The organism is Arthrobacter sp. MP_M4 (assembly GCF_035984855.1).
Classification (GTDB): Bacteria; Actinomycetota; Actinomycetes; order Actinomycetales; family Micrococcaceae; genus Arthrobacter.
The window spans coordinates 25,739-49,121 of sequence record NZ_JAXCHX010000017.1 but is presented as its reverse complement, the minus strand read 5'-3'; the positions used below and the strand labels follow the sequence as shown (position 1 = coordinate 49,121).

The window sequence follows — 23,383 nt, the reverse complement described above, 5'->3', positions numbered from 1 at the left end:
AGTGCAGGATTATTCGTCGGACCCTCTTGTTGGCACCCTGGTGGATGGCCGGTACCTGATTCAGTCCAGGCTCGCCAGCGGCGGCATGTCCACTGTCTACGTCGCTACGGACCAACGGCTTGAACGGGATGTGGCGCTCAAGGTGTTGCACCCGCACATGGCCGGTGACCCGCAATTCCTCGACCGGCTGGGCCGCGAGGCCAAAGCCGCCGCCCGCCTGTCGCACCCGCACGTCGTGGGGGTGTTGGACCAGGGCGAAGATGGCCGCGTGGCCTACCTGGTGATGGAATACATCAAGGGCCACACCCTCCGCGACGTCCTCAAGGACAAAGGCGCGCTCCCGCCGAGGCTGGCCCTGGCACTGATCGACCCGGTCGTTGAAGGCCTGGGTACCGCGCACGAAGCGGGCCTCATCCACCGCGACATCAAACCGGAGAATGTGCTGATCGCGGACGATGGCCGGATCAAACTCGGAGATTTCGGGTTGGCCCGTGCCGTTTCGACGTCGACCAGCACCGGTGCCCTGATCGGCACAGTGGCGTATCTCTCCCCCGAGCTTGTGCTCGGCCGGCAGGCCGACGCGCGCAGCGACATCTACTCGGTCGGCATCATGCTCTACGAAATGATCACCGGCAGGCAGCCGTTCGAGGGCGAAGTTCCCATCCAGGTCGCCTACCAGCACGTCAACTCCGCTGTCGGCGCCCCCTCCGAGCACGTGCCGGGGCTCGCTGCCGAAATCGACGAACTCGTGCAGTGGTGCACCGCCAACGACCCGGAAAACCGCCCGGTCGATGGAAACTCATTACTCTCCGAGTTGCGCCACATCCGGCGGAACCTCAGCGATGCCGAGCTCGACCTGCACCCCCCCGCCGCCCACCCGGGTTTGCCGCCCACGCCCGGGCTGCCAGTCCTGCGGCCCGGCGGCACCCCCGATTCCGGCGTGACGCCGGCTCCCCGGGCCGGCACGGCCGTCGGCAGCGGTGCCACCGAGGTCATCGGCGGCCCAGCCCAGCCCACGGAATTTCTCCTCCGCGGCAGCAACCCGACCACCGTGATGTCGGCCGCCCCGCGCCGCCCCGGCTACGGCCCGCTGTCCGCCCCCGCCGAGCAGCCCTACCCCGGCAGTTACGCCCCGCACACCGGCTCCGGGCAGGGCGGCGCGATTCCTGCCAGCAAGCGGATCCAGCGCAGGCAGGACCGCGATGCGGAGAAAGCCCGGCTGCGGGCGGCGTCCACGCCGGTCCGGAGCCTGCATGACGGAGATCCGCGCCGGCGCGGCTTGCTCTGGATTCTCCTGCTGGTGATTGCAGCGCTCCTGGCAGGCGGTGCCGGCTGGTTCTTCGGCATGGGGCCGGGCTCCCCCGGAACGATCCCGCAGCTCGCGAACAAGACGGTGGCCGAGGCCCAGCAGCTGTTGCGCACGGCCGGATTCCAGTCCAGCATCCGGGACGTCTTCGACGACGACGTTGCCCCCGGGCTGGTGGTGGGATCGGAGCCCGGAGCCGGGGAAGTCATCCGGAAGTTCCAGCCGGTGTCGCTGGCTGTTTCCAAGGGTCCTGAACTGTTTGCGCTCCCCGAGCTGTCCGGTAAGTCCTTGGAGGATGCCAAGACCATTCTCAATGGCGCAGGAATGGCGCTGGGGCAGATATCTGAAACATACGACGAATCCGCGCCCGCCGGCACGGTTCTGGGACAGGCTCCCCGCAGCGGCAACCCCGTCCGGCACGGCACTCCGGTGAGCCTCACCGTGTCCAAAGGACCGCAACCCCTTCCGGTGCCAAATGTGCGCGGGCAGGAGCAGGCCGCCGCGGTCAAGGCCATCGAAGCTGCCGGCCTGAAGGCGGTCGTGGCACCGGACACGGTCTTTGACCGGAACGTGCCCAAGGGCGCCGTAGTGGCGCAGGATCCGGCCTCCGGGAACCTGACCAAGGGCGGCACCGTCACCCTGACCGTTTCCAAGGGACCGAAGCTGATTGACGTTCCGAGCTTCATTGGCAAGCAGGTCGGTGAGGCCCGCAAGGCACTTGAGGACTTGGGGTTTGAGGTCCGCGTCGAGAATTTCCTGGGCGGTTTCTTCGGCACCGTTCGGGACCAGGATCCAAAGAACACCAAAGCCCCGGAGGGATCCGTGGTTACCCTGACCGTGGTGTGAGGGATCCGGCTTAGTTCTGACGTGGCTCCGCCACACCCGGAAGCGCCGCCACTATAGAAGCTCCGCCCGGCCAGACCAGCCGGGCGGAGCTTCTATTGGTGTCAGACTGCCCTGCTCAGCGCTTGGACAGGGCCCCGGATACCAGGAACGCCATCTCGAGGGACTGCATGTGGTTCAGGCGGGGATCGCAGACCGATTCGTACCGGTCCAGGAAAGCTTCCTGGTCCACCGGGTCGGCACCGCCAAGGCACTCCGCGACGTCATCGCCGGTCATTTCAACGTGTAGGCCGCCGGGGACGGTGCCAAGTGTGTGATGGACCTCGAAGAACCCGCGCACCTCGTCGATGACGTCGTCGAAGTTACGGGTCTTGTAGCCGTTGGGTGAGGTTACAGTGTTGCCGTGCATGGGATCGGTGACCCAGAGGACCTGGGCACCGGAGGCGGTGACGCGTTCCACGATCGGAGGCAGCTTCTCACGGATGTTCCTGGCACCCATCCGGGTGATGAAGGTCAGGCGGCCCGGTTCGCGGTCCGGATCCAGCTTGTCGATCAGGCGCAGTGCGTCGTCGCCGGAGGTGCCCGGCCCAAGCTTCACACCAATGGGGTTCCGCACCCGGGAGAGGAAGTCGACGTGGGCGTGGTCCAGCTCGCGGGTCCGCTCTCCGATCCACAGGAAATGCGCGGACGTATCGTACGGGAAACCGGTGCGGGAATCGATGCGGGTCAGGGCGCGCTCGTAGTCCAGCAGCAGCGCTTCGTGGCTGGCGTAGAACTCCACTCGTTTGAGGGCCTCAAAGTCCGCGCCACAGGAGGCCATGAACTTGATGGCCCGGTCAATATCACGGGCCAACGACTCGTAGCGGGCGTGGGCGGGATTCTCCGTGAAGCCCTTGTTCCACTGGTGCACAAGCCGCAGGTCAGCGAAGCCGCCCTGGGTGAATGCGCGGATCAGGTTCAGGGTGGAGGCCGAGGTGTGGTAGGCCTTGAGCATCCGACCGGCGTCGTGCGCCCGGGATTCCGGCGTGAAGTCATAGCCGTTGACGATGTCGCCGCGGTAGGCCGGCAGCGTGACGCCCTCGCGGGTCTCATCGTTGGAGGAACGGGGCTTGGCGAATTGCCCGGCCATCCGGCCCATCTTGATGACGGGCATGGCGGCGCCGTACGTCAGGACAACCGCCATCTGAAGGATGGTGCGGACCCGCGCGCTGATCTTGTCCGCCGTGGCGGCCTCAAACGTTTCCGCGCAGTCACCGCCCTGGAGCAGGAATGCCTTGCCCTGCGCCGCCGCCGCAAGGCGTTCGCGCAGGATGTCCACTTCGCCGGCGAAAACAAGCGGCGGAAGGACGGAGAGTTCCTTAACGGAGGCGTCAAAGACAGCCTTATCCGACCAGGTCGGCTGCTGCGAGGCTGGCAGCTCCCGCCAGCGGTCCAGGCCGGGATAGTTGGCGGCACCGCTCTGGGCGGTGCTGGTCAGGGCCGAACCCGCCAGGGGTGAGCCGTTCAGGGAACTGTTCAGGGGGAAGGCCGTAGGCGCAGATAGCTCAGTCACCCTCTAAGGGTAGTTGGCTCTCCGGCGATCGTCGGTTCCTGACCGTCATTGACAGCGCCGACGCCGTCACACGGTCCTCTCACTCCGGCCCGGCGCCGGCGGGACCTGAGCCTGCGCGGCCGTCCTTCGCCACGTCCGCGGCCTTTCCGGCGAGCCGGAGTTTCACGACGGCGGCATACTCGTCGACGTATTCCTGGCCCGAGAGGCGCATGAGTTCGTACATGATCTCGTCCGTGACGGAGCGCTGGATCAGCCGGTCGTCCTCCATGCCGTAGTACCGGCTGAAGTCCAGAGGTTCGCCGAAGATCATCCCGATGCGCCGGATGTTGGGCATCCGCTTGCCGATGGGCTGGACTTTGTCCGTGCCGATCATGGCGACCGGGATGACCGGAACCCGCGCCTGCAGGACCAGCCGCGCCACCCCCACCTTGCCGCGGTACAACCGGGAATCCGGGCTGCGGGTGCCTTCGGGATAGATGCCCAGGAGGGAGCCGTTTTTTAACACGTCCATGCCCGCATTGAGCGACTGAAGGGACGCCGCGCCACCGGAGCGGTCCATCGGAAGCTGGTTGGTGAGCCGGAAGAATGTCGCCGTCAGCCGGCCCTTGACGCCTTTGCCGGTGAAATACTCCGATTTTGCCAGGAACACGACCGGACGGGGCACCATCAGCGGCATGAAGATGGAGTCGGAGAAAGACAGGTGGTTGGACGCCAGAATGGCGGCACCTTCGGCGGGGACGTTGTCCAGGCCCTTAACCCAGGGCCTGAAAAGTGTTTTCAGGACCGGCCCCAGGACAAACGTCTTCATGAACCAATAAAACACGTGGCGTACCTCTCCGGAAGGCGTCTGGCCGGCCCTGCATCGGACCCGGCCAGAACTTCAATGACACCCTACTCTAGTGAGTTTTGTCCGGAACAGTGACACGATGGGCGCATGACCGCAAGCACTCCCCTGGCGCCCGCAGCGTTCAGTTATCCCGGCCATGGCGCGAATGCGGGCATCGGCGTGGCCATCTGCCATGGCTTCACCGGCAGTCCCTTGAGCGTCCTTCCCTGGGCAGAGCACTTGGCCGGGCAGGGCTTCGCGGTGTCCGTTCCGCTGTTGCCCGGGCATGGCACGCACTGGCGCGACCTTGCCCGCAGCAGCTGGCAGGAATGGTACGGGGCCTTTGAGTCCGCGTACCTGGACCTCGCCGCCGAAACCCGCCACTGCTACGTGGCCGGACTTTCCATGGGCGGGACCATCGCCTTGCGTGCCGCGGCCCGCCACCGCGTCGCCGGCGTCGCCGTCGTCAACCCGGGGCTGAGCTTCTACGACCGCCGGATGCGCTACATCAGTGTGTTAAAACACTTCCAACGCACCACAGTTCCTGCCCAGGAAGCGAATCCGACGGCGGCGACCACCGCGGACGGCGATTATTCGCTCACCCCGCTGGCGGCGGTCCACCAGCTGAGCAGGCTCTTCAAGGAAACACTGCGGGAACTGCCGGCCGTCGCCGCGCCGGTGCTGGTCTTCAAGTCCGAAACCGACAGCGTGGTTCCGCCCACGTCGGTCGAGTTGATCCGGCGAAAGCTGGGGTCGGCGGAGCTGGCTGTGGTCAGCCTGCCGGGCAGCGGCCACGTGGCCACGCTCGACGTCGATGCTCCCCTGATTTTTGACCAATCCATGCAGTTCTTCCTGCGCCACGCAGGGGCCGTCCCCCGGACGGGAACCGGCCCCACCGAGCCCACCCCCACGATCCCGGAGTCCCGATGACGATCCCCCTGGACCACTCGCCGTTCAGCAGCCCCTTCACCGGCACCGGCACCCGCACCGGCGTCGTGGTGTCGCACGGATTCACCGGCAGCCCGCACGGCGTTAGGGACTGGGCCACATTCCTGGCCGATGCCGGCTACGCCGTGCGGATGCCTCTGCTGCCGGGGCATGGCACCAGCTGGCAGGAATTAGCCCGGACACGCTGGCAGGACTGGCATGCAGCCCTTGACGCCGCCTACCTTGAGCTCGCCGGCGAGTGTGACCAGGTGGTGGTTGCCGGGTTGTCCATGGGTGGGGCGCTGGCCCTGCGCATCGCCGCCACGCGTCCCGTCGCCGGTGCCGTGCTGGTCAACCCGGGCCTCGTGATCGACGACCCCCGGGCTCCGCTCGCCGGCATCCTGAAATTTGTGCTGAAGAGCACCCCCGCCATCGCCAATGACATCCTCAAAGCGGGCATCGATGAGGGCGCCTACCCTCGGACACCGGTCGCGGCCGCGCACGAGCTGAACCGGATGTTCAAGGACACCGTCCGGCTCCTCCCCCGGATTACGGCTCCCGTCCGCGTATACCGCTCGGCGGTGGACCACGTGGTCTCGGACTCAAGCATGGTGGCCCTGCGCCGCGGCCTGACCCACGCCCCGCTGGAGGTCATCCGGCTCGAAAACAGCTATCACGTGGCTACGATGGACAATGACGCGCCGGAGATCTTCCACGGCTCGGCCGAGTTCATCCGGTCGCTGGTTGCGGAGGGCGTCCAGGACGCCGCGCACTCTAGCCAGAAGGACACGGCAGATGACTAGACCGGACCCCCATTCTCCGGATTCAAGCGCCAACCAGGACGACGCGGTCTGGCTCGACCTGGTGGCCAGGCTGGAAAACAGCGGGCCGGCGGGCCCCGCCACCCCCGCCCCCGGGGCCGGGGAGGACCGGGAGAGTGCACAGGCGCCGGCCACGGACACTGCGGGAACCGGCGGCGCCCCCGCCCGGCCCTTCAGCGATTTCGATCCGCTGGGGCTGTCCGTCGGAGTTCCGATTGAACTCTCCGCCGAGGAACGGCTCGCCCGACGCCGGCCGGAGGGTGCCGGCGCTGCAGCTGCCGCACCACCGGAGGCACCGCGTGGCCCACGGGACTATGAGGGCGCAGAGGATGACCCCTTCGCCCCGGACGAGTTCGTGCCGGAAGAACCGCCAAGCCTCGCCGGCGCGGACCCGCTGACGGTCCTGGCGTGGCTGGGTGCTGTGGGTGCTCCCGTGGCGCTCGTGATGTGCGCAATGTTTTGGCGTTCGGCCCCGCTGGTGGCCATCCTCGCCATGGTGGCTGCTTTCGCGGCGTCGGTGGTGTTCTTGATAATGCAGCTGCCCGGCGAGAAAGACGAACACGACGACGGTGCCCGCATCTAGCACTGCCTGAATCCGGCCATGCACGCATCCAGCCCTGCACGCAGCCAGCCGTGCACGCAGCTAGCTGTGCATGCGGCTGCTGACCCGGGACAGGTCTGCGGCACCAATCAGGCCGGCGTTCGGGCCCAGGGCGGCCAGCTCGATCCCGGCCGCAGGCCGGAAGCCGCGGCCCGTCAGGTTCCGGGCGAACGCCTTCCGGGCAGGCCCGACCAGCAGCTCACCGGCGTCGCAGAGACCGCCGCCTATGACGAATTTTCCCGGGTCCAGGGCTGCCGCCAGGTTGGCGAGGCCCAGTCCAAGCCATTCGCCGACGTCCTCGAGCAGCTCCCGGGAGGTCGCGTCCCCGGCTTTTGCCAATTCAGTGACAATCACTCCGGTGATGCGCTCCGCGTGCCCGTCCACCGCTTTCAACAGCTCCTGGGCCACCGGGGAATTAGCGGCGGCCAGTTCCCGGGCTTCCCGGCCGAGGGCGTTGCCGGAGGCGTACTGTTCCCAGCAGCCCCGGTTACCACACTCGCAGCGGTGGCCGCCGGGGAAGATGATTTGATGGCCGAATTCCCCGGCCACGCCGAACCGTCCGCGTTCCAGCCGGCCGTCCATCACCATGGCACCGCCGATCCCGGTTCCGAGCGTGATGCACACCAGCCGGTTCTGCCCCTGGCCGGCTCCGAACCGCCATTCCGCCCAGCCGGCGGCATCTGCGTCGTTGGTCAGCAACACGGGCCGGCGGAGCAGCCGCTGCAGGTTGTCCCGAAGGGGTTCATTGCGCCATGCGAGGTGGGGGCTGAACAGTACGGTGCCGCCGTCAAGGTCCATCCAGCCGGCCGCGCCGATCCCCACGGACCAGATCCGATGGCCTTCGCCCAGCTCCTCGACCAGTTCGACTATCACCTGTTCGACTGCACGGGGGTCGTTGCCGGGAGTGGAGCGCCTCGCCTGGGCGAGGATCCTGCCGTCCGCATCGACCACTCCGGCGGCCACCTTGGTGCCGCCGATATCCACTCCGATGGCCAGGCCCTTGCGGCCAAGCCGCAGGTGCTCGCGAAATCCCTGTCCGGGGGGCGCGGCCGCCACGCCGGCCGTGGTCCGCCGCCGCCAGGCGCCCGTTCGGCGGTACGGGGCGGGCTGCTGCCCGGGTGTTGGTGTGTGCATGATTCCCTATCCTATTCCGCTCCTATTCCCAGCCCGCGCGCTCCGGGAGCCGCACGCGTCCGGTTTGGCGTCCGCGGCCCCGAATCGTAAAGTTACTGGCGAGTAGGTGTGGTGCAACACACATACCCCGGACCGCATACTAGTCTTAGTCGTACCCTTCGCGGGTTCATGGATATCAAAGGAGCTACCGTGCGAGAAATCAGTGTCCCGCCCCTAGTCATCGTCCCCCCGGAAACGAACGTCACCGACCTGGTCCTCCGGCAGGCCGCCAAGGCTTCCAATCCGGCCCTGTTCTCCCGCCTCGACGCGGCCGGGCAGTGGAAGGACGTCCGGGCCACCGATTTCCTGGCCGATGTTTCCCTGCTCGCCAAGGGCTTGATGGCCAGCGGCGTCTCCGCCGGTGACAGGGTGGGCATCATGTCCCGCACGCGCTACGAATGGGTGCTCGTGGATTTCGCCATCTGGTTCGCCGGTGCCGTCTCCGTGCCGATCTATGAGACGTCCTCGCCCTCGCAGGTGGCCTGGAACCTAGGCGATTCCGGCGCCGTCGCCGCCTTCGGCGAGTCCGCCCATCACGAGGACACCATCCGGCAGGCGGCCGCCTCCGAGGGCCTCACGGACCTGGCCCACGTCTGGCAGCTCGAAGGGTCCGGCCTCGACGAAGTCCGTGCCGCCGGCGCAGCCGTCAGTGACCAGGACCTGGAAGCGCGGCGCAGCCTCGCAGGCCTTGCCGACCTCGCCACCATCATCTACACCTCAGGCACCACCGGACGCCCCAAGGGATGCGAGCTCACCCACGGCAACTTCGTGGAACTCTCCGAAAACGCATTGGCCACGTCGCTGAACACCATCGTCCATGAGCAGGCGCGGACCATCATGTTCCTGCCGCTGGCGCACGTCTTTGCGCGCTTCATCTCGGTGCTGGCGGTTGCGGCCGGTGTCACGGTGGCGCACACCCCCGATATCAAGAACCTGCTGCCGGATCTCCAAAGCTACAAGCCGACCTTTATCCTTGCCGTGCCGCGGGTGTTTGAGAAGGTCTACAACTCGGCCCTGACCAAGGCGGAGGACGGCGGCAAAGGCGCGATCTTCCACCGCGCCGCGGACACCGCCATCGCATTCTCCCGTGCCCGCCAGGCCGGAAAAATCGGTGTAGGCCTGAAGCTGAAGCACGCCCTCTTTGACAAGCTCGTTTACGGCAAGTTGCGCGCGGCGATGGGCGGCGAAGTTGCCCACGCCGTCTCGGGCGGCGGTCCGCTGGGAGAACGCCTGGGGCACTTCTTCCAGGGCATCGGCATGCAGATCCTGGAGGGCTACGGCCTGACCGAGACCACGGCCCCGGTAACCGTCAACACCCCGGACCTGATCAGGATCGGCACCGTCGGCGCCCCGATTCCCGGAAACGCGGTAAAAATCGCTGAGGACGGCGAGATCCTGGCCAAGGGCGTGTGCGTTATGCGCGGCTACTACAAACGCGAGGACCTCTCGGCCGAATCCTTTGAGGACGGCTGGTTCCGGACCGGCGACATCGGGCAGTTGGATGACCGGGGATTCCTGACCATCACGGGGCGCAAGAAGGAAATCATCGTCACCGCCAGCGGCAAGAACGTCGTACCGGCCCTCCTGGAGGATCAGATCCGGGCCGATGCACTGGTCTCACAGGTGCTGGTGGTCGGCGACAACCGCCCCTTCATCGGCGCACTGGTGACCCTGGACGAGGAGGCACTGCCTGGCTGGCTGCACCGCCACGGGCTGCCCGCCTCCACCACCCTCGCCGAGGCCACCGACAACGCAGCGGTCAAGGCCGCAGTGCAGGAACTCATTAACGGCGCCAACCAGTCCGTCTCAAAGGCCGAGGCCATCAAGTCGTTCCGGATCGTCCCCGCCGACTTCACGGAGGCCTCCGGTCACCTGACGCCGTCGATGAAGGTCAAGCGCGCCCAGGTAATGAAGGACTTCGAGAACGTCATCGAGGAGATGTACGGGGCCCCGCGACCCTCCCAGGGCTGATCCGTCCCATGGGGCGCACAGCGCGGCGCACCCCACGAAAAAGGCTCCTCCGGCCGACGCCGGAGGAGCCTTTTCTGCTGCGTACCGCTGAGCTACTCGACGACGAGCAGAAGGTCTCCGCCCTGGACTTGTTCGATCGCGCCTACGGCGAGCCGTGATACGGTGCCGGCTGCCGGCGTCGTGATGGATGCTTCCATCTTCATGGCCTCGATCGTCGCGACCGTGTCGCCGGCCTTGACGGCGTCGCCGGCCTTGACCGTCAGGGTGACGGCGCCGGCGAACGGTGCTGCCACCTGCCCCGGCTGGGAGGTGTCGGCGCGTTCGGCGGCTTTGACGTTGCTGACCACGGAACGGTCCCGGACGACGACGGGCCGGGACTGGCCGTTGAGCGTGCACATCACGGTGCGCATGCCTTTCTCGTCCGGTTCGGAGACCGCTTCGAGTGAGGCGATCAGGCGGACACCCTTCTCGAGTTCGATCTCGTGCTCGGCGCCGCGCTGCAGCCCGAACAGGTAATCGCGGGTGTCAAGGACTGACAGATTGCCGTAGGACTCGACACTCTTCTGGTAATCCTTGGTGGGCCCGGCGAAGAGCAACCGGTTGAGCGTCTGCTGCACGGTCCTGGAATCACCCTTGAGCGCTGCGCTGTCCTCGCCGCTGAGCTCGACGTCGCGGACCTTCACCGTGCGGCCCTGCAACGCTTTGGAGCGGAAGGGTTCCGGCCAGCCTCCGGGAGGATCGCCCAGTTCACCGGACAGGAATCCGATCACCGAGTCGGGAATGTCGTATTTCTGCGGATTCTCGTTGAAGTCCGCCGGATCAGCGTTGAGGCCCACCAGATGCAGGGCGAGGTCACCCACCACCTTCGAAGAGGGCGTGACCTTCACCAGCCGGCCCAGGATCCGGTCCGCTGCGGTGTACATATCCTCAATGGCTTCGAACCTTTCCCCGAGGCCCAGGGCAATCGCCTGCTGGCGCAGGTTGGAAAGCTGGCCGCCGGGGATTTCGTGCTGGTAGACCCGCCCGGTGGGGCCCGGCAGTCCGGACTCGAACGGGGCGTAGACGCGGCGGACAGCTTCCCAGTACGGTTCCAGGGCGCACACGTTGGCCAGGCTCAGGCCGGTGTCGCGGGGCGTGTGGGCCAGGGCTGCCACCAGCGCCGAGGCGGAGGGCTGGCTGGTGGTGCCGGCCAAGGATGCGGAGGCGACGTCCACAGCGTCCACCCCGGCGTCGACGGCGGCCAGCAGTGTTGCCAGCTGCCCGCCGGCGGTGTCGTGGGTGTGCAGGTGGACCGGCAGGTCGAACCGTTCGCGGAGGGCTGCCACGAGACGGGCGGCGGCGGCGGGACGCAGCAGTCCCGCCATGTCCTTAATCGCCAGGATGTGCGCGCCGGCGTCGACGATTTTCTGCGCCAGCTCCAGGTAGTAGTCCAAGGTGTAAAGCGTCTCGTGGGGGTCCAGCATGTCGGCGGTGTAGCACAGGGCCACCTCGGCGACGGCGGTGCCGGTCTCGCGGACGGCGCGGATGGCGGGGGCCATCTGGTTGACGTCATTGAGGGCGTCGAAGATGCGGAAGATGTCGATGCCGGTGGCGGCGGCTTCATTGACGAAAGCCACCGTGACCTCTTCCGGGTACGGCGTGTAGCCAACGGTGTTGCGGCCGCGGAGCAGCATCTGCAGGCAGACATTCGGCAGCGCCTTGCGCAGCGCCGCGAGCCGGTCCCAGGGGTCCTCGCCCAGGAAACGCAGGGCGACGTCGTATGTGGCACCGCCCCAGGCCTCGACGGACAGCAGCTCCGGCAGCAGCTTGGACACTGCCGGTCCGGCCGCCACGAGGTCGCGGGTACGGACCCGGGTAGCCAGCAGCGACTGGTGGGCGTCGCGGAAGGTGGTGTCCGTGACGGCGACGGCATCCTGGCCCCGCAGGGCTTTCGCGAAGCCCTCCGGCCCCAGTTCCAGCAACCGCTGCCGGGAACCCGGCGCGGCAGCGTCCTCGCCGAGGGCGGGGAGCTTGGCCGCCGGATCGCTGTGGACCGTAAGTTCGCCGTTGGGTTTGTTGACGGTGACTTCGGCGAGCCAGGTCAGCAATTTCGTGCCTCGGTCCGCGGAGACGCGGGCCTTCAGCAACTCGGGACGTTCGTCAATGAAGGAGGTGGCGACGTTGCCTGCGATGAAGTCGGCGTCGTCGAGGACGGCTTGCAGGAAGGAAATGTTGGTGGAGACCCCGCGGATGCGGAACTCGGCGAGGGCACGGCGGGCCCGCGCTACTGCGGCCGGGTAGTCGCGGCCGCGGCAGGTCAGCTTGACCAGCATCGAGTCGAAGTGCGGGCTGATCTCGGCTCCCGAGTAGACGGTGCCGCCGTCGAGCCGGACACCGGCGCCACCGGCCGAACGGTAGCCGGTGATCTTGCCGACGTCGGGCCGGAAGCCGTTGGCCGGATCCTCCGTAGTGATGCGGCACTGCAGGGCAGCGCCCTTGAGCTGGACCGTCTCCTGCGACAGGCCCAGGTCCGCCAGGGTCTCACCGGCAGCGATGCGCAGCTGCGCCTGGACGAGGTCAACGTCGGTGACTTCCTCGGTGACCGTGTGCTCAACCTGGATGCGCGGGTTCATTTCGATGAAGACGTGCTGGCCTGCGCGCTCCCCCACAGTGTCGATAAGGAATTCCACGGTGCCGGCGTTGACGTAGTTCAGCGCCTTGGCAAATTTCACGGCGTCGCGGTAAAGCGCCTGGCGGATGCCTTCGTCCAGGTTCGGTGCCGGCGCGATTTCGATGACCTTCTGGTGGCGGCGCTGGATGGAGCAGTCACGCTCGAAGAGGTGCATGACGTTGCCCTCAGCGTCGGCCAGGATCTGGACCTCGATGTGGCGCGGACGCAGGACGGCCTGCTCCAGGAACATGGTGGGGTCGCCGAAGGCTGCGTCGGCCTCGCGCATGGCGGCCTGCAGCGCTTCCGGGAGCGCCTCGCGGGTATCGACGCGTCGCATCCCGCGCCCGCCGCCACCGGCGACGGCCTTGGCGAAGATGGGGAACCCGATGACGTCGGCAGCTGCGATGAGCTCGTCGAGGTCTTTGGAGGGCTGGCTGGATTTGAGTACCGGCACGCCGGCCTTGCGGGCCGCTTCGAGGGCGGCGACCTTGTTGCCGGCCAGTTCCAGGACTTCGGCCGGCGGGCCCACGAACGTGATGCCTGCCTTCGCGGCGGCCCGGGCCAGGTTGGGGTTCTCCGAGAGGAAGCCGTAGCCGGGGTAGATGGCGTCGGCTCCGGCTTCCTTGGCGACACGCACCACCTCATCGACGTCGAGGTAAGCCCGGACGGGGTGGCCCTCGTTCCCAATCAGGTACGCCTCGTCGGCCTTTTGGCGGTGGATAGAGTTGCGGTCCTCGTTCGGAAAAACGGCAACGGTCTTGGCGCCCAGCTCGTAGCTTGCGCGGAAGGCACGGATCGCGATTTCGCCGCGATTTGCCACCAGAATCTTCGAAAACATGCTTCTCCTGCATCATCGCGGGTGTATCGGTAATTGGTCACAGTGTCTAAGAACGGTACTGGGAAACACAAATTATTGTGGCGACTGTCACAGCGACGCGCGTCACGTTCGCCGGATTAGGCAGGTGCTGCCGGCACCTGCAGCAACCTGGAGTGGATTCCGGCCCCGAGTGCAGCATATCCGCGATCTGCCGCCCCGGGCACCCGATGAGCCAGTTTTAGGCGGCCCGCACCCTATGATGAGCAGGTGGGTGGCGCATGCGCGCACGGGCTCCGAAAGATTGCCGGAGCAGGCAAGACCCGTCCCGGTAACCGGCGTTAGGTATTGGTTTCTCAAGTGCAAGTAGTCAGCATCAGCAGCCTCAAAGGCGGCGTCGGCAAGACCTCCGTGACCACTGGACTGGCATCCGCGGCCCTGTCCGCCGGTATCCGCACCCTCGTCGTCGACCTTGACCCCCACGCCGATGCGAGTACGGCCCTCGGCGTCCGGCCGGGAGCCCAGCTGGACATTGGCCGGATGCTCAAGTCTCCGCGGCGGGCCCGCCTGGCCGAGAACGTCGTAGCCAGTGGCTGGGTGGAACGCGAGGCCGCCATTGGCGGCACGCCCGCCGGCAGCCCGGCACCTGTCCTGGATGTTGCCGTCGGTTCGGCCTATACCGGCATCTACGACCGGCCCGACCTCGGCCGCCGCGACCTCCGCCGGCTCTCGTCAGTACTGGCCGGCGCGGGCACATATGATCTGGTCCTCGTGGACTGCCCGCCGTCTCTGAACGGGCTCACCAGAATGGCTTGGTCCGCCAGCGACAAGGTGGCCCTCGTCGCTGAACCGGCGCTCTTCTCGGTCGCGGGCACGGAACGCACCATGCGGGCTATTCAGCTGTTCAAACAGGAGTTCGCTCCCAGGCTCTCCTCCGCCGGCATCGTCGCCAACCGGGTCCGGACCAGCTCCGCGGAGCACACCTTCCGGCTCGCCGAGATGGAGTCAATGTTCGGCCCGCTGCTGCTGACCCCGCACATTCCGGAGCAGGCCAACTGGCAGCAGATCCAAGGCGCTGCGCACGCCATCCACCACTGGCCCGGGGAGTCCGCCAGGAAGGCCGCTGTGCTGTTCGGGTCGTTGTTGGCCAGCCTGCTCGGTGCGAACGGGCGCGTGCCTGCGGCGCCGGTCCGGGACCGCGTCAACCGTTAGCAGATCCGCGGCCACACGGCAAAGGCCGGCTTTCCCTGGTTGTTACCGATGCCCGGGGAGGCCGGCCTTATCTTGCCAGCGGGAGCTTAACCGATTTTGCGGGTGACCCTGCGCTTGCTGAGTTCATCGTCGGGGAAGGACTGATCGCTGGCGTGTTCGCTGGGAAGGGCAGCAAGGCTGCCTTCGACCTCGCGCCACACGCGGCCGACAGCGATGCCGAATACTCCCTGTCCGCCCTGGACGAGGTCGATGACTTCGTCAGCGGAGGTGCATTCATAGACACTCGCGCCGTCGCTCATCAGGGTGATTTGGGCGAGATCCTCGACGCCGCGCTCCCGGAGATGTTCCACGGCAGTGCGGATCTGTTGAAGTGATACGCCGGTGTCGAGCAGGCGCTTGACGACTTTGAGCACCAGAATGTCCCGGAAGCCGTACAGCCGTTGGGAGCCTGAACCGGCGGCACCACGGACAGCGGGTTCCACGAGTCCGGTGCGTGCCCAGTAGTCCAGTTGACGGTAGGTAATTCCGGCGGCTTTGCAGGCGGTAGGGCCGCGGTAGCCGGCGTCTTCGTCCAGAACAGGGAGGTCCTCGGTGAACAGCAGGCCCTGGGCCCCGCTGGCAGGCACAGCCACACCGGCTGCCGGGGGCTGTGTGAGCTCGCCCGCTTCGCCTTTAGGACTCACGTGGATCCTCCTTGTCGTGGCTCCCTGCAGAAAATGCAGCAACCGGTTTCATCTGGCCTGTACAGCACACGGTCCGAGAAGATTCATCCGTGTAATCCCGTGCGGGCTGCACTTTCCAGTGTGACCTCAGCGGTGCGTTACGTGCAATGGGAACTTGTACTCCCGACGTTAGGCCTGCGCGGGCCCAAGGTCAAAGACGTTGGGGGTATTGCCGGGGCGTGTCGAAACTTTCATTCTCGACTTTAACCTTTGCGGAATCTCAGCCCGCGAAATCTTCGGGTTCAACGTCGTCGAGGAACTCCCGGAAGCGGCGCAACTCGCCCTCTTCGTCGACGGCGGGACCCTGCTGGGCGTCTTCGCCCTCGTCATGCTCGGTGATCCGGACACCGGCTTCTTCCATCACTGCGTCAGCGCACCAGATCCGGCACTTGGCGCGCAGGGCCAGGGCCAGGGCGTCGGATGCGCGGGAGCTGACGGTGGTCCCGTTCTCGAACTGGAGCTGCCCGTAGAAGATGTTGTCTTCCACCGCCACAATGTTGACGCTGACGATGGTGTGGCCAAGTGTTTCGACGACATCCACCAGGAGGTCGTGCGTCATGGGACGCGGCGGCACCACGCCCTGCTGGGCCAGGGCGATGGCACTGGCTTCGGGCGTGCCGATCCAGATCGGCACGTGCCGTTCCCCGCGGATCTCCTTGAGCAGAACCAGTGGCTGGTTGGAGGGAAGCTCAATCCGCACCCCGACAATCTCCACCTCAATCATCAGATGTCCATTCTTGAGATGCGGTCCTGGACCAGCGCCCGGTGCAGCGTCAGGCACAGCTCACTGATCTCCCGGGCGGCCTCCGCGGCCCGGGCGTGGGAGGCGGCATCCTTCCGGGAGCTCAGGGTGGACACGGCCCGCTCCACGAGGCCGAACTCGCGTTCGGCGGCAGCCTGGAACGGCCGCAGGTGCCTCGGTTCCAGGCCGTGGCTCTCCAACTGGACGCAGGCACGCGCCACCTGAAGGGCGTGTTCATCGAATTTTCCGTTGACGTGCCCGATCAGGCCATAGCTCAGGAGGGATTCCAGCAGGGGGACGCTGGCGCCCGACTCGGCCCGCAGTTGCTCCTCGCTGAGCCGGCGGACCCGGTTCTGCAGTTCAGAGGCCAGCTCCGCCGAGACTATCCGAGGCGACACCGTGACGCCCGGCGGCAGGTTGTCGGGGCGTTCCCCGCGATCGATCGCGTCAAGGTAGTCCTTGATGACCTTCAGCGGCAGGTACTGATCCCGCTGCAGCGCCAGGACGAAACGCAGCCGTTCGACGTCGCTTTCGGCGTACTGCCGGTACCCCGCGGGGGTCCGCTGCGGGTTGATGAGTCCTTTTTCTTCCAGAAACCGGATTTTGGACGCCGTCATGGTGGGGAAGTCGTCGCTCAGTTGAGCCAGGACTTCCCCGATGTTCAGAATCTGGGGTCCGCGCCGTTCCGCTTGTGCCATGCCCACAGGCAGCTACCCCGGAATCAGACGTTGCCTGCTGCGCGGGCAGGGCTCAGGTAGAAGGTGAGGCGGAACTTACCGATCTGGACCTCGTTACCGGACCTCAGTTCAACGCTGTCGACGCGGTCATTGTTGACGTAGGTACCGTTCAGGCTTCCGGTGTCCACCACCTCGAAGCTGCGCGCTGTGCGACGGAATTCCACGTGCCGGCGTGACACCGTAACGTCATCGAGGAAGATATCGGCGTCCGGGTGCCGGCCCGCCGTCGTAACGTCCGTATCAAGCAGGAAACGCGCCCCCGCGTTGGGGCCACTGTGCGCCACCAGCAGGGCCGAGCCGAACGGCAACGCCTCAACAGCGGCCCGCTCTTCCGCGGCCAGCTTCGGGGCGATGCTGGGTTCCTCGCGGATCGGGGTGAGGTTGATCGATGTGGTCTCCGAAGCCTTCACTCCACCCGTGCCATAGCCGTCACCGGTGTTGTCCCGTTCGTGCCCAAACATTGATTCCTCCATTCGCTGCAGGTGTCCCGCCTGCAAACAACGCATGCCGTCCGGAAAAGCCGTGCCAATCCGGAATCAACCCCTCGGCGGGGCGTCGCGGGGCTGGTTTCCCAGCACCGGTCCCGACGACCCCGGCCTAAAAAGGCTTTGCTTTAGCCTACCTGTTGTTCGTACTCCGATGCACTGAGGAGCGACTCGATCGCGTCGGCTTCCGCCAGCTTGATTTCCATGAGCCAGCCTTCGCCGTAGGGATCGGAATTGATCAAGGCCGAGTCGGTGTCCAGGGATTCGTTGCGGGTCACGACTTCACCGGACACGGGCGCGTAGATGTCACTGACACTCTTGGTGGATTCAACCTCACCGATGACGTCATTTGCCTTGACCGTCGTGCCGGGCTCGGGCATCTGGGCATAGACGACGTCCCCCAGGGCATCCTGGGCAAAGTCGGTGATGCCCACGCGCACCACGCCGTCGGCGTTCGGGGAGGACACCCACTCGTGCTCCGCGGTGTAGGACAGCTCTTCGGGAATGATGCTCATGATGGGCCTTTCATCGGGTCAATCACCAATTGCGACGGCGGTCACGTGAACTCTCCGCCGCTGAAAGTATAGGCATATCCGTCCGGCCCGGTCAGGACTCTGACATGATGGGGCCATGACGGAACAAGCCGGTACCGGCTAGCCATGCCTGAGCTTCCCGAAGTCGCAGCCCTGACGGATTTTTTAGCCGGCCAGCTGCTCGGCACGGCGGTTACGAACGTCCAGATCGCCTCCTTCGCGGTGCTCAAGACGGCGGATCCCCCCTTCACCCAGCTTGCGGGCCGGACCGTGACAGGGGTACGGCGGTTCGGCAAGTTTGTCAGCCTCGACACGGAAGGGCTGCATTTCGTCTTCCATTTAGCGAGGGCGGGCTGGGTCCGCTTCACCAGCACACCCAACGACACGCCATTGAAAATGGGCAAAGGGCACATTGCTGCGCGGCTGCTGTTCTCCGGCGGTTCCGGTCCGCTGGGCCTGGACCTGACCGAGGCCGGCACAAAGAAGGGCCTGGCAATCTACGTGGTCCGGGACCCGGGCGAGGTCCCCGGAATTGCAGCGTTGGGGCCGGATCCGTTCAGTCCCGGGTTCGACGTCGGTGCCCTGGCGGGGATCCTGGCGGCCAGTTCACAGCAAATCAAGGGCGTCCTGCGCAGCCAGAGCGTGATTGCCGGCATCGGTAATGCCTACAGCGACGAAATCCTGCACGCTGCGCGCATATCTCCGTTCGCCCTCGCCAAGTCACTCGACGGGGAGGCTGTGCAACGGCTGTATGACGCCATCCACGGCATTCTTGGAACGGCTCTGCAGGAAGCGGGCGGCAAACCACCCACGGAACTCAAGGACACGAAGCGAAGCCACATGCGGGTCCATGGCAGGACGGGCGAGGCTTGCCCTGTCTGCGGGGACACCGTCCGCGAGGTTTCCTTCGCGGACACGGCCCTGCAATACTGCCCGCACTGCCAGACGCACGGGAAGATACTGGCCGACCGGCGGACGTCCCGCTTTTTGAAGTAAGCGTCCGTTGGACGTGGGCGCACCGTCCCGGCCGCTCCTGAAAGCAGAAAACCCCGCCATTCCCTGATCAGGAATGGCGGGGTACTTTCTGTTGGTCGGGCTGACAGGATTTGAACCTGCGACCCCTTGACCCCCAGTCAAGTGCGCTACCAAGCTGCGCTACAGCCCGCTGGTTCCGCCGTTCTCCGCTCGCAATGCCATGTCCTTGAGTGTGTCAAGTAATGTCATCTGAGCAGTCCGGCCGAACCACCTCCAAAAGCTTACACGATTCCGGAGGCTGCCCGGAACACTCACCGTCTCACGGGCAAGGCGTGCCGGAATCAGCGCTTCTTGCCGCGCTTTTCACGCACGCGCATGTTGACCTCGATCGGGGTGCCCTCGAACCCGAAGGTTTCGCGAAGCCGTCGGGTGATGAAGCGGCGGTAGCCCGGGTCCAGGAACCCGGTGGTGAAGAGTACGAACTTCGGCGGACGGCTCGATGCCTGCGTCCCGAAGAGGATGCGGGGCTGCTTTCCGCCACGGACCGGGTGGGGGTGCGCGGCCACCAGTTCGCCGAGGAAGGCGTTGAGCCGGCCGGTGGCAATGCGCTTGTCCCAGCTTTCCAGCGCGGTGTCCAGGGCGGGAACGAGCCGGTCCTTGTGCCAGCCGGTTTTCGCCGAGATGTTCACCCTCGGAGCCCATGCCACGTGGGCGAGGTCCTGTTCGATTTCACGCTCAAGGTAGCTGCGCCGTTCGTCGTCGAGCAGGTCCCACTTGTTGAACGCCAGGACCAGGGCACGGCCGGATTCGATGGCCAGCTGCAGGATCCGGACGTCCTGCTCGCTGAGCACCTCATCCACCGCGAGAAGCACGACGGCGACCTCAGCCTTTTCGAGGGCGCTCTGCGTCCGCAGCGAGGCGTAGAAATCCGCGCCCTGTGCCATGTGCTGGCGGCGGCGGATGCCGGCGGTATCCACGAAACGCCAGGTGCGTTCGCCGAGTTCGATGAATTCATCGACCGGGTCGCGTGTGGTGCCTGCAGTGTTGTCCACGACAACCCGCTCGGAACCGGCCAGCTTGTTCAGCAGCGAGGACTTACCCACGTTCGGACGCCCAATCAGGGCGATGCGGCGCGGACCGCCGGAGCGCTCCAGGCCTTCGATGGTGGAGTACTCGGGCAGAGTGTCCATGACGTGGTCCAGGAGGTCGGCAACGCCCCGGCCGTGCAGTGCGGAGACCGGGTACGGTTCGCCGAAGCCGAGGCCCCAGAGCCGCGCCGAGTCGGCCTCCTGCGCGAAGTCATCGACCTTGTTGGCCACCATGATGACCGGTTTCTTGGATTTGCGGAGCATCTTCACGACGGCTTCGTCAGTGGCGGTGGCGCCAACGGCGGAGTCGACGACGAACAGCACGGCGTCCGCAAGTTCGACGGCCATCTCGGCCTGTTCGGCGACACGGGCGTGGATCCCGCGGGCGTCGTGCTCCCAGCCGCCGGTGTCGACGACCGTGAAGTTCCGCCCGTTCCAGGTGGCCGAGTACATGACCCGGTCGCGTGTGACGCCGGGGGTGTCTTCGACCACGGCTTCGCGGCGGCCGAGGATACGGTTCACCAGGGTGGACTTGCCCACGTTGGGGCGGCCAATGATGGCCAGGACCGGGTCCAGTTTCACCGGGCCGTCGAAGTCCTCGTCGTCGTACTCGCCGCTCAGGAGGGCGGCGTCCTCATCATCGAGTTCGTAGTCGTCCAGGCCGGCCCGAAGGGAGGCCGCGCGGAGCTCAGCTTCCTCGTCGTCCAGGGCGGCGAGGTTCTCGGCCACCTGGTCCGTGCCGGTGGGCGTGTATTCGTCTTCGCCGGCGCCAGACGGGCCGGAGGTTTGAGTCGTATCGCTCATTGCACTTTCCTTATGGGGTGATCTGCCGGCGTCCCGGCTTCTGCTTCATGACGTTCTTGCGGGGAATCCGCGTCGGGCAAAGGCTGCCCGGATTTGTGGATCGAGTCCTGGACGTGGCGTGCCAGCGCGGCCCGGATCTCAGTTCCGGCCCTGTCCATTGAAACACGGCCCGTCTCGCCGGGCCTGCGGCTGACATTGAGGGCTCCGCCGAAGCTGACATGCAGCCGGCGGCGGAACCGCGGCACGGCGTCGAGGTGTTCGCCGCCGGTTCGGGTACCGAGAATGGCCACGGGGACCACAGTCGCCCCGGAGTTCAGGGCGAGCCAGGCGACGCCGTTGTTGATGGCGGTAGCTTCTCCGCTCCCCCGGGTGCCTTCGGGGAGGATGCCAACGCACCGTCCGGCGTCGAGCACGCTCTTGGCCGTGAGCAGGGCAGCCCGGCCGCCGGCACGGTCCACGGCCAGCTGGCCGGAGGCCTGCAGAACCCGGCCGAGGAAACCAGCGAACATTTCCTTCTTGACCAGGATGTGCATGGCTCGCGGGGACGCCCCGAACATCACCGGTCCGTCCAGGAAGCTGATGTGGTTGCCGGCGAAGATCACCGGACCCGTCGCCGGCACATTGGACCGCCCGGTGACCGAGGTCCGGTAGAGGACATGGTCCAGGAGCCAGCCGACGGGCCGGCTCCAGGCCACGGTCCAGCGGGCCGGCACCCGGGCCGGTGCCGGCGAGGGAGCCTGGAGCGGTTGGCGCTGCCGGGCCTTAGTCACGGTGGAGCGCTTCGTGGTTGACGATGCGGGAAACAATGCTGAGGGCGGCGTCGACGGTTCCGGCAAAATCGAGGTCCGAGGAGTCCAGCGTCACCACGCCGTCGGCGGCCCGGGTGAAGTTCACCACAGTGGAATCCTTGGCGTCCCGCGCCGTGACCTGGGCCGCGAGCTGTTCGGCGTTCTGGCTGCCCCCCAGCTGAATGCCCCGCCGGCGCAGGCGCGCCTCCTCACTGGCTGTCAGCAGCATCCGCACTTCGGCGGAGGGTGCGACGACGGTGGTGATGTCCCGCCCTTCGACCACCATGCGGTGGTGATGCTTCTCGATCAGCTCACGCTGCCGGCGGATCAGTTCGGTGCGGGCGCCGAGGGTGGTGGCGACAGCGCTGACGGCGGCTGAGATCGATGGCTCCCGGATGGTCTCGGTGATATCGGTGCCGCCGACCCGGACGTATTCTTCCTGCGGGCTCGTGCTGATCTCCAGCGGGAAGGTCCTGGAGGCTGCCTCAACAGCGGCACCGTCGTCCAGGTCCGTGCCGGTGTCCAGGCAAAACCAGGTCAGGGCCCGGTACATGGCGCCGGTGTCGAGGTAGGCCAGTTTGAGCCGGCGTGCCACCTCTTTGCTGACGCTGGACTTGCCCGAACCGGACGGCCCGTCGATGGCCACGACAAGGCTCTTTCCGGGGCGGAGGACGTCCACGGAAGAGATAAGTTCCTGGGTCATTACTGGAGTACCCGCCATCCGCGGTCGTTGAGAGCTTCGATAAGGAGTTCGTGCTTGCTGGGCAGGACAGAGATTTCCACCATGCCCACATTCTGTCCTGAAGAGTGGTCCAGACGGAGGTCCTCGAGGTTGACACCGATCTCGCCGATCTCGGTCAGGAGCCTGGCGATTTGTCCAGGCGTGTCATCCACCAGGACGGTCAGCCAGGAGTAGGCCTGCGGGGGTCCGCCGTGCTTGCCCGGGATGCGGGACTGGCCGGCATTGCCTTCGCTGATCAGCTGGGCGAGATCCAACCGGGCGCCGGGGGCTGTCGGGTGTTCCAGGGTGCCGATGACCCGGTTGAGGTCCTCGCGCACACCGTGCAGGATCTCCACCACCTTGTCCGCATTTGCGCCGAGAATCTGCACCCATAGGGTGGGATCACTTGCCGCGATCCGGGTGACGTCACGCAGCCCGTTGCCGGCGAGGGACAGCGCATGCAGGGGCGTGGCCTGCAGCCTGCTGGCCACAAGCGAGGACACCACCTGCGGCACATGCGAGACCAGCGCCACCGCCTCGTCGTGCTCGTCGGCCCCGAAGTCGGAGACGACGGCGCCGAGGTCTCCGGCCAGCGCACGTGCTGCCTGCACGGCCTGGGGCAGCGTCTCCTCCGCGGGGCAAAGGACCCACGGCATGGAGGTGAACAGTTCACCGCGGGCAGCCACGGGGCCGGACTTCTCCCGGCCGGCCATCGGGTGGGTGCCGACGTAGCGGCTGAGGTCGGCACCGCTGGCACGGAGCTCGGCCAGGATGCCGGCTTTCACGCTGGCGATGTCCACGACCGTTGCTTCGGGATAGTCCGCCAGGGCGCGCTGCACCACGGCAGCCGTGACGTCCGGCGGCGCAGCGACGACCACAAGTTCGGGCCGTTCGCCGTCAAGGCGCGCCAAAGGCAGGCCGGCGCCGATGTCAACGGCCACAGCCTGGTTGGTGGGCGAGGGGTCGGAGAGGAACACTGCTACTCCGCGGCCCCGCAGCCCCAGCCCGATGCTGGTGCCGAGGAGCCCGGTCCCCACGACCACCACCGGACCGCTGAGGTGGCCGCGGCCGTGGGTGCGAAAGGCGGACACG

20 protein-coding genes and 1 tRNA gene are annotated in these 23,383 nt (G+C 66.5%); 7 read left to right on the top strand and 14 right to left on the bottom strand.

Annotated elements, in window-relative coordinates; all coding sequences use genetic code 11:
• The first annotated feature begins 1 nt into the window (after position 1).
• Positions 2 to 2,152: a Stk1 family PASTA domain-containing Ser/Thr kinase gene (locus RCH15_RS12940; protein WP_326961073.1), complete on the top strand. Its 2,151-nt coding sequence runs from the start codon at positions 2 to 4 to the stop codon at positions 2,150 to 2,152.
• Positions 2,153 to 2,267: 115 nt separating this feature from the next.
• Here RCH15_RS12940 and RCH15_RS12935 read toward each other — a convergent pair whose 3' ends face one another.
• Together RCH15_RS12935 and RCH15_RS12930 are read right to left on the bottom strand one after the other, a co-directional pair.
• Entirely contained in the window at positions 2,268 to 3,701 is a 1,434-nt protein-coding gene (locus tag RCH15_RS12935) for a class II 3-deoxy-7-phosphoheptulonate synthase (RefSeq protein WP_409017134.1), read from the bottom strand.
• Between the two features lie 79 nt (positions 3,702 to 3,780).
• Positions 3,781 to 4,524 carry a lysophospholipid acyltransferase family protein gene (locus RCH15_RS12930; RefSeq protein WP_326961072.1) on the bottom strand — a complete coding sequence of 248 codons (744 nt, stop codon included), beginning with the start codon at positions 4,522 to 4,524 and terminating at the stop codon, positions 3,781 to 3,783.
• Positions 4,525 to 4,635: 111 nt separating this feature from the next.
• On the opposite strand from RCH15_RS12930, the gene RCH15_RS12925 reads away from it, so the two are divergent.
• From RCH15_RS12925 to RCH15_RS12915, 3 genes are read left to right on the top strand one after another with little or no spacing between them, the layout of a single operon-like run.
• Positions 4,636 to 5,457, top strand: a complete 822-nt coding sequence (locus tag RCH15_RS12925; protein ID WP_326961071.1) for an alpha/beta hydrolase — start codon at positions 4,636 to 4,638, stop codon at positions 5,455 to 5,457.
• Positions 5,454 to 6,257 carry an alpha/beta hydrolase gene (locus RCH15_RS12920; protein ID WP_326961070.1) on the top strand — a complete coding sequence of 268 codons (804 nt, stop codon included), beginning with the start codon at positions 5,454 to 5,456 and terminating at the stop codon, positions 6,255 to 6,257. The genes RCH15_RS12925 and RCH15_RS12920 overlap by 4 nt, the downstream gene beginning before the upstream one ends.
• On the top strand, positions 6,250 to 6,858 hold the full coding sequence (locus RCH15_RS12915; RefSeq protein WP_326961069.1) for a hypothetical protein: 609 nt from the start codon (positions 6,250 to 6,252) through the stop codon (positions 6,856 to 6,858). Before RCH15_RS12920 ends, RCH15_RS12915 begins: the two co-directional genes overlap by 8 nt.
• 60 nt (positions 6,859 to 6,918) lie before the next feature.
• Here RCH15_RS12915 and RCH15_RS12910 read toward each other — a convergent pair whose 3' ends face one another.
• Entirely contained in the window at positions 6,919 to 8,010 is a 1,092-nt protein-coding gene (locus RCH15_RS12910; RefSeq protein WP_326961068.1) for an ROK family glucokinase, read from the bottom strand.
• Positions 8,011 to 8,199: 189 nt separating this feature from the next.
• Between RCH15_RS12910 and RCH15_RS12905 the strand changes: the two genes are divergently transcribed.
• Complete coding sequence (locus RCH15_RS12905) at positions 8,200 to 10,020, top strand: AMP-dependent synthetase/ligase (RefSeq protein ID WP_326961067.1); 1,821 nt, start codon at positions 8,200 to 8,202, stop codon at positions 10,018 to 10,020.
• A gap of 92 nt (positions 10,021 to 10,112) precedes the next feature.
• On the opposite strand, the gene RCH15_RS12900 is transcribed toward RCH15_RS12905, so the two are convergent.
• Positions 10,113 to 13,508 carry a pyruvate carboxylase gene (locus RCH15_RS12900; RefSeq protein ID WP_326961066.1) on the bottom strand — a complete coding sequence of 1,132 codons (3,396 nt, stop codon included), beginning with the start codon at positions 13,506 to 13,508 and terminating at the stop codon, positions 10,113 to 10,115.
• Between the two features lie 336 nt (positions 13,509 to 13,844).
• Here RCH15_RS12900 and RCH15_RS12895 point away from each other — a divergent pair, with 336 nt between their 5' ends.
• Positions 13,845 to 14,696: a ParA family protein gene (locus RCH15_RS12895; RefSeq protein WP_326961065.1), complete on the top strand. Its 852-nt coding sequence runs from the start codon at positions 13,845 to 13,847 to the stop codon at positions 14,694 to 14,696.
• A gap of 86 nt (positions 14,697 to 14,782) precedes the next feature.
• Here the strand turns inward: RCH15_RS12895 and RCH15_RS12890 are convergent, their stop codons facing one another.
• The 5 genes from RCH15_RS12890 to gcvH all read right to left on the bottom strand — a co-directional run bounded on the left by RCH15_RS12890 (position 14,783) and on the right by gcvH (position 17,897).
• Positions 14,783 to 15,379 carry a MerR family transcriptional regulator gene (locus RCH15_RS12890; protein ID WP_326961064.1) on the bottom strand — a complete coding sequence of 199 codons (597 nt, stop codon included), beginning with the start codon at positions 15,377 to 15,379 and terminating at the stop codon, positions 14,783 to 14,785.
• A gap of 259 nt (positions 15,380 to 15,638) precedes the next feature.
• Complete coding sequence (locus RCH15_RS12885; protein ID WP_326961063.1) at positions 15,639 to 16,142, bottom strand: bifunctional nuclease family protein; 504 nt, start codon at positions 16,140 to 16,142, stop codon at positions 15,639 to 15,641.
• Positions 16,142 to 16,858, bottom strand: a complete 717-nt coding sequence (gene ftsR, locus RCH15_RS12880; RefSeq protein WP_326961062.1) for a transcriptional regulator FtsR — start codon at positions 16,856 to 16,858, stop codon at positions 16,142 to 16,144. Before ftsR ends, RCH15_RS12885 begins: the two co-directional genes overlap by 1 nt.
• Before the next feature lie 23 nt (positions 16,859 to 16,881).
• Positions 16,882 to 17,358: an FHA domain-containing protein gene (locus RCH15_RS12875; RefSeq protein ID WP_326961061.1), complete on the bottom strand. Its 477-nt coding sequence runs from the start codon at positions 17,356 to 17,358 to the stop codon at positions 16,882 to 16,884.
• A 152-nt stretch (positions 17,359 to 17,510) separates the two neighbouring features.
• Positions 17,511 to 17,897: a glycine cleavage system protein GcvH gene (gcvH, locus tag RCH15_RS12870; protein ID WP_326961060.1), complete on the bottom strand. Its 387-nt coding sequence runs from the start codon at positions 17,895 to 17,897 to the stop codon at positions 17,511 to 17,513.
• Positions 17,898 to 18,041: 144 nt separating this feature from the next.
• On the opposite strand from gcvH, the gene RCH15_RS12865 reads away from it, so the two are divergent.
• Entirely contained in the window at positions 18,042 to 18,911 is an 870-nt protein-coding gene (locus RCH15_RS12865; protein WP_326961059.1) for an Fpg/Nei family DNA glycosylase, read from the top strand.
• 92 nt (positions 18,912 to 19,003) lie between these two features.
• On the opposite strand, the gene RCH15_RS12860 is transcribed toward RCH15_RS12865, so the two are convergent.
• The 5 genes from RCH15_RS12860 to RCH15_RS12840 all read right to left on the bottom strand — a co-directional run bounded on the left by RCH15_RS12860 (position 19,004) and on the right by RCH15_RS12840 (position 23,382).
• Positions 19,004 to 19,080: transfer RNA gene (locus RCH15_RS12860), tRNA-Pro, on the bottom strand.
• Positions 19,081 to 19,231: 151 nt separating this feature from the next.
• Entirely contained in the window at positions 19,232 to 20,782 is a 1,551-nt protein-coding gene (gene der / locus RCH15_RS12855; protein WP_326961058.1) for a ribosome biogenesis GTPase Der, read from the bottom strand.
• Positions 20,779 to 21,477, bottom strand: a complete 699-nt coding sequence (locus tag RCH15_RS12850; protein WP_326961102.1) for a lysophospholipid acyltransferase family protein — start codon at positions 21,475 to 21,477, stop codon at positions 20,779 to 20,781. The genes der and RCH15_RS12850 overlap by 4 nt, the downstream gene beginning before the upstream one ends.
• Positions 21,478 to 21,544: 67 nt before the next feature.
• The gene (cmk, locus tag RCH15_RS12845; protein ID WP_326961057.1) at positions 21,545 to 22,273 is read right to left on the bottom strand and encodes a (d)CMP kinase; all 729 of its coding nucleotides are present in this window, start codon (positions 22,271 to 22,273) and stop codon (positions 21,545 to 21,547) included.
• Positions 22,273 to 23,382, bottom strand: a complete 1,110-nt coding sequence (locus RCH15_RS12840) for a prephenate dehydrogenase (RefSeq protein ID WP_326961056.1) — start codon at positions 23,380 to 23,382, stop codon at positions 22,273 to 22,275. Before RCH15_RS12840 ends, cmk begins: the two co-directional genes overlap by 1 nt.
• Between the last annotated feature and the right edge of the window lies 1 nt (position 23,383).

Bases quoted from the DNA above. Each gene is read 5' to 3' on its own strand.
- RCH15_RS12925 (WP_326961071.1), top strand. From the start codon at position 4,636: ATGACCGCAAGCACTCCCCTGGCGCCCGCAGCGTTCAGTTATCCCGGC.
- RCH15_RS12920 (WP_326961070.1), top strand. From the start codon at position 5,454: ATGACGATCCCCCTGGACCACTCGCCGTTCAGCAGCCCCTTCACCGGC.
- RCH15_RS12915 (WP_326961069.1), top strand. From the start codon at position 6,250: ATGACTAGACCGGACCCCCATTCTCCGGATTCAAGCGCCAACCAGGAC.
- RCH15_RS12910 (WP_326961068.1), bottom strand. From the start codon at position 8,010: ATGCACACACCAACACCCGGGCAGCAGCCCGCCCCGTACCGCCGAACG.
- RCH15_RS12900 (WP_326961066.1), bottom strand. From the start codon at position 13,508: ATGTTTTCGAAGATTCTGGTGGCAAATCGCGGCGAAATCGCGATCCGT.
- RCH15_RS12885 (WP_326961063.1), bottom strand. From the start codon at position 16,142: ATGATTGAGGTGGAGATTGTCGGGGTGCGGATTGAGCTTCCCTCCAAC.
- ftsR (WP_326961062.1), bottom strand. From the start codon at position 16,858: ATGGCACAAGCGGAACGGCGCGGACCCCAGATTCTGAACATCGGGGAA.
- RCH15_RS12875 (WP_326961061.1), bottom strand. From the start codon at position 17,358: ATGTTTGGGCACGAACGGGACAACACCGGTGACGGCTATGGCACGGGT.
- gcvH (WP_326961060.1), bottom strand. From the start codon at position 17,897: ATGAGCATCATTCCCGAAGAGCTGTCCTACACCGCGGAGCACGAGTGG.
- RCH15_RS12865 (WP_326961059.1), top strand. From the start codon at position 18,042: ATGCCTGAGCTTCCCGAAGTCGCAGCCCTGACGGATTTTTTAGCCGGC.
- der (WP_326961058.1), bottom strand. From the start codon at position 20,782: ATGAGCGATACGACTCAAACCTCCGGCCCGTCTGGCGCCGGCGAAGAC.
- cmk (WP_326961057.1), bottom strand. From the start codon at position 22,273: ATGACCCAGGAACTTATCTCTTCCGTGGACGTCCTCCGCCCCGGAAAG.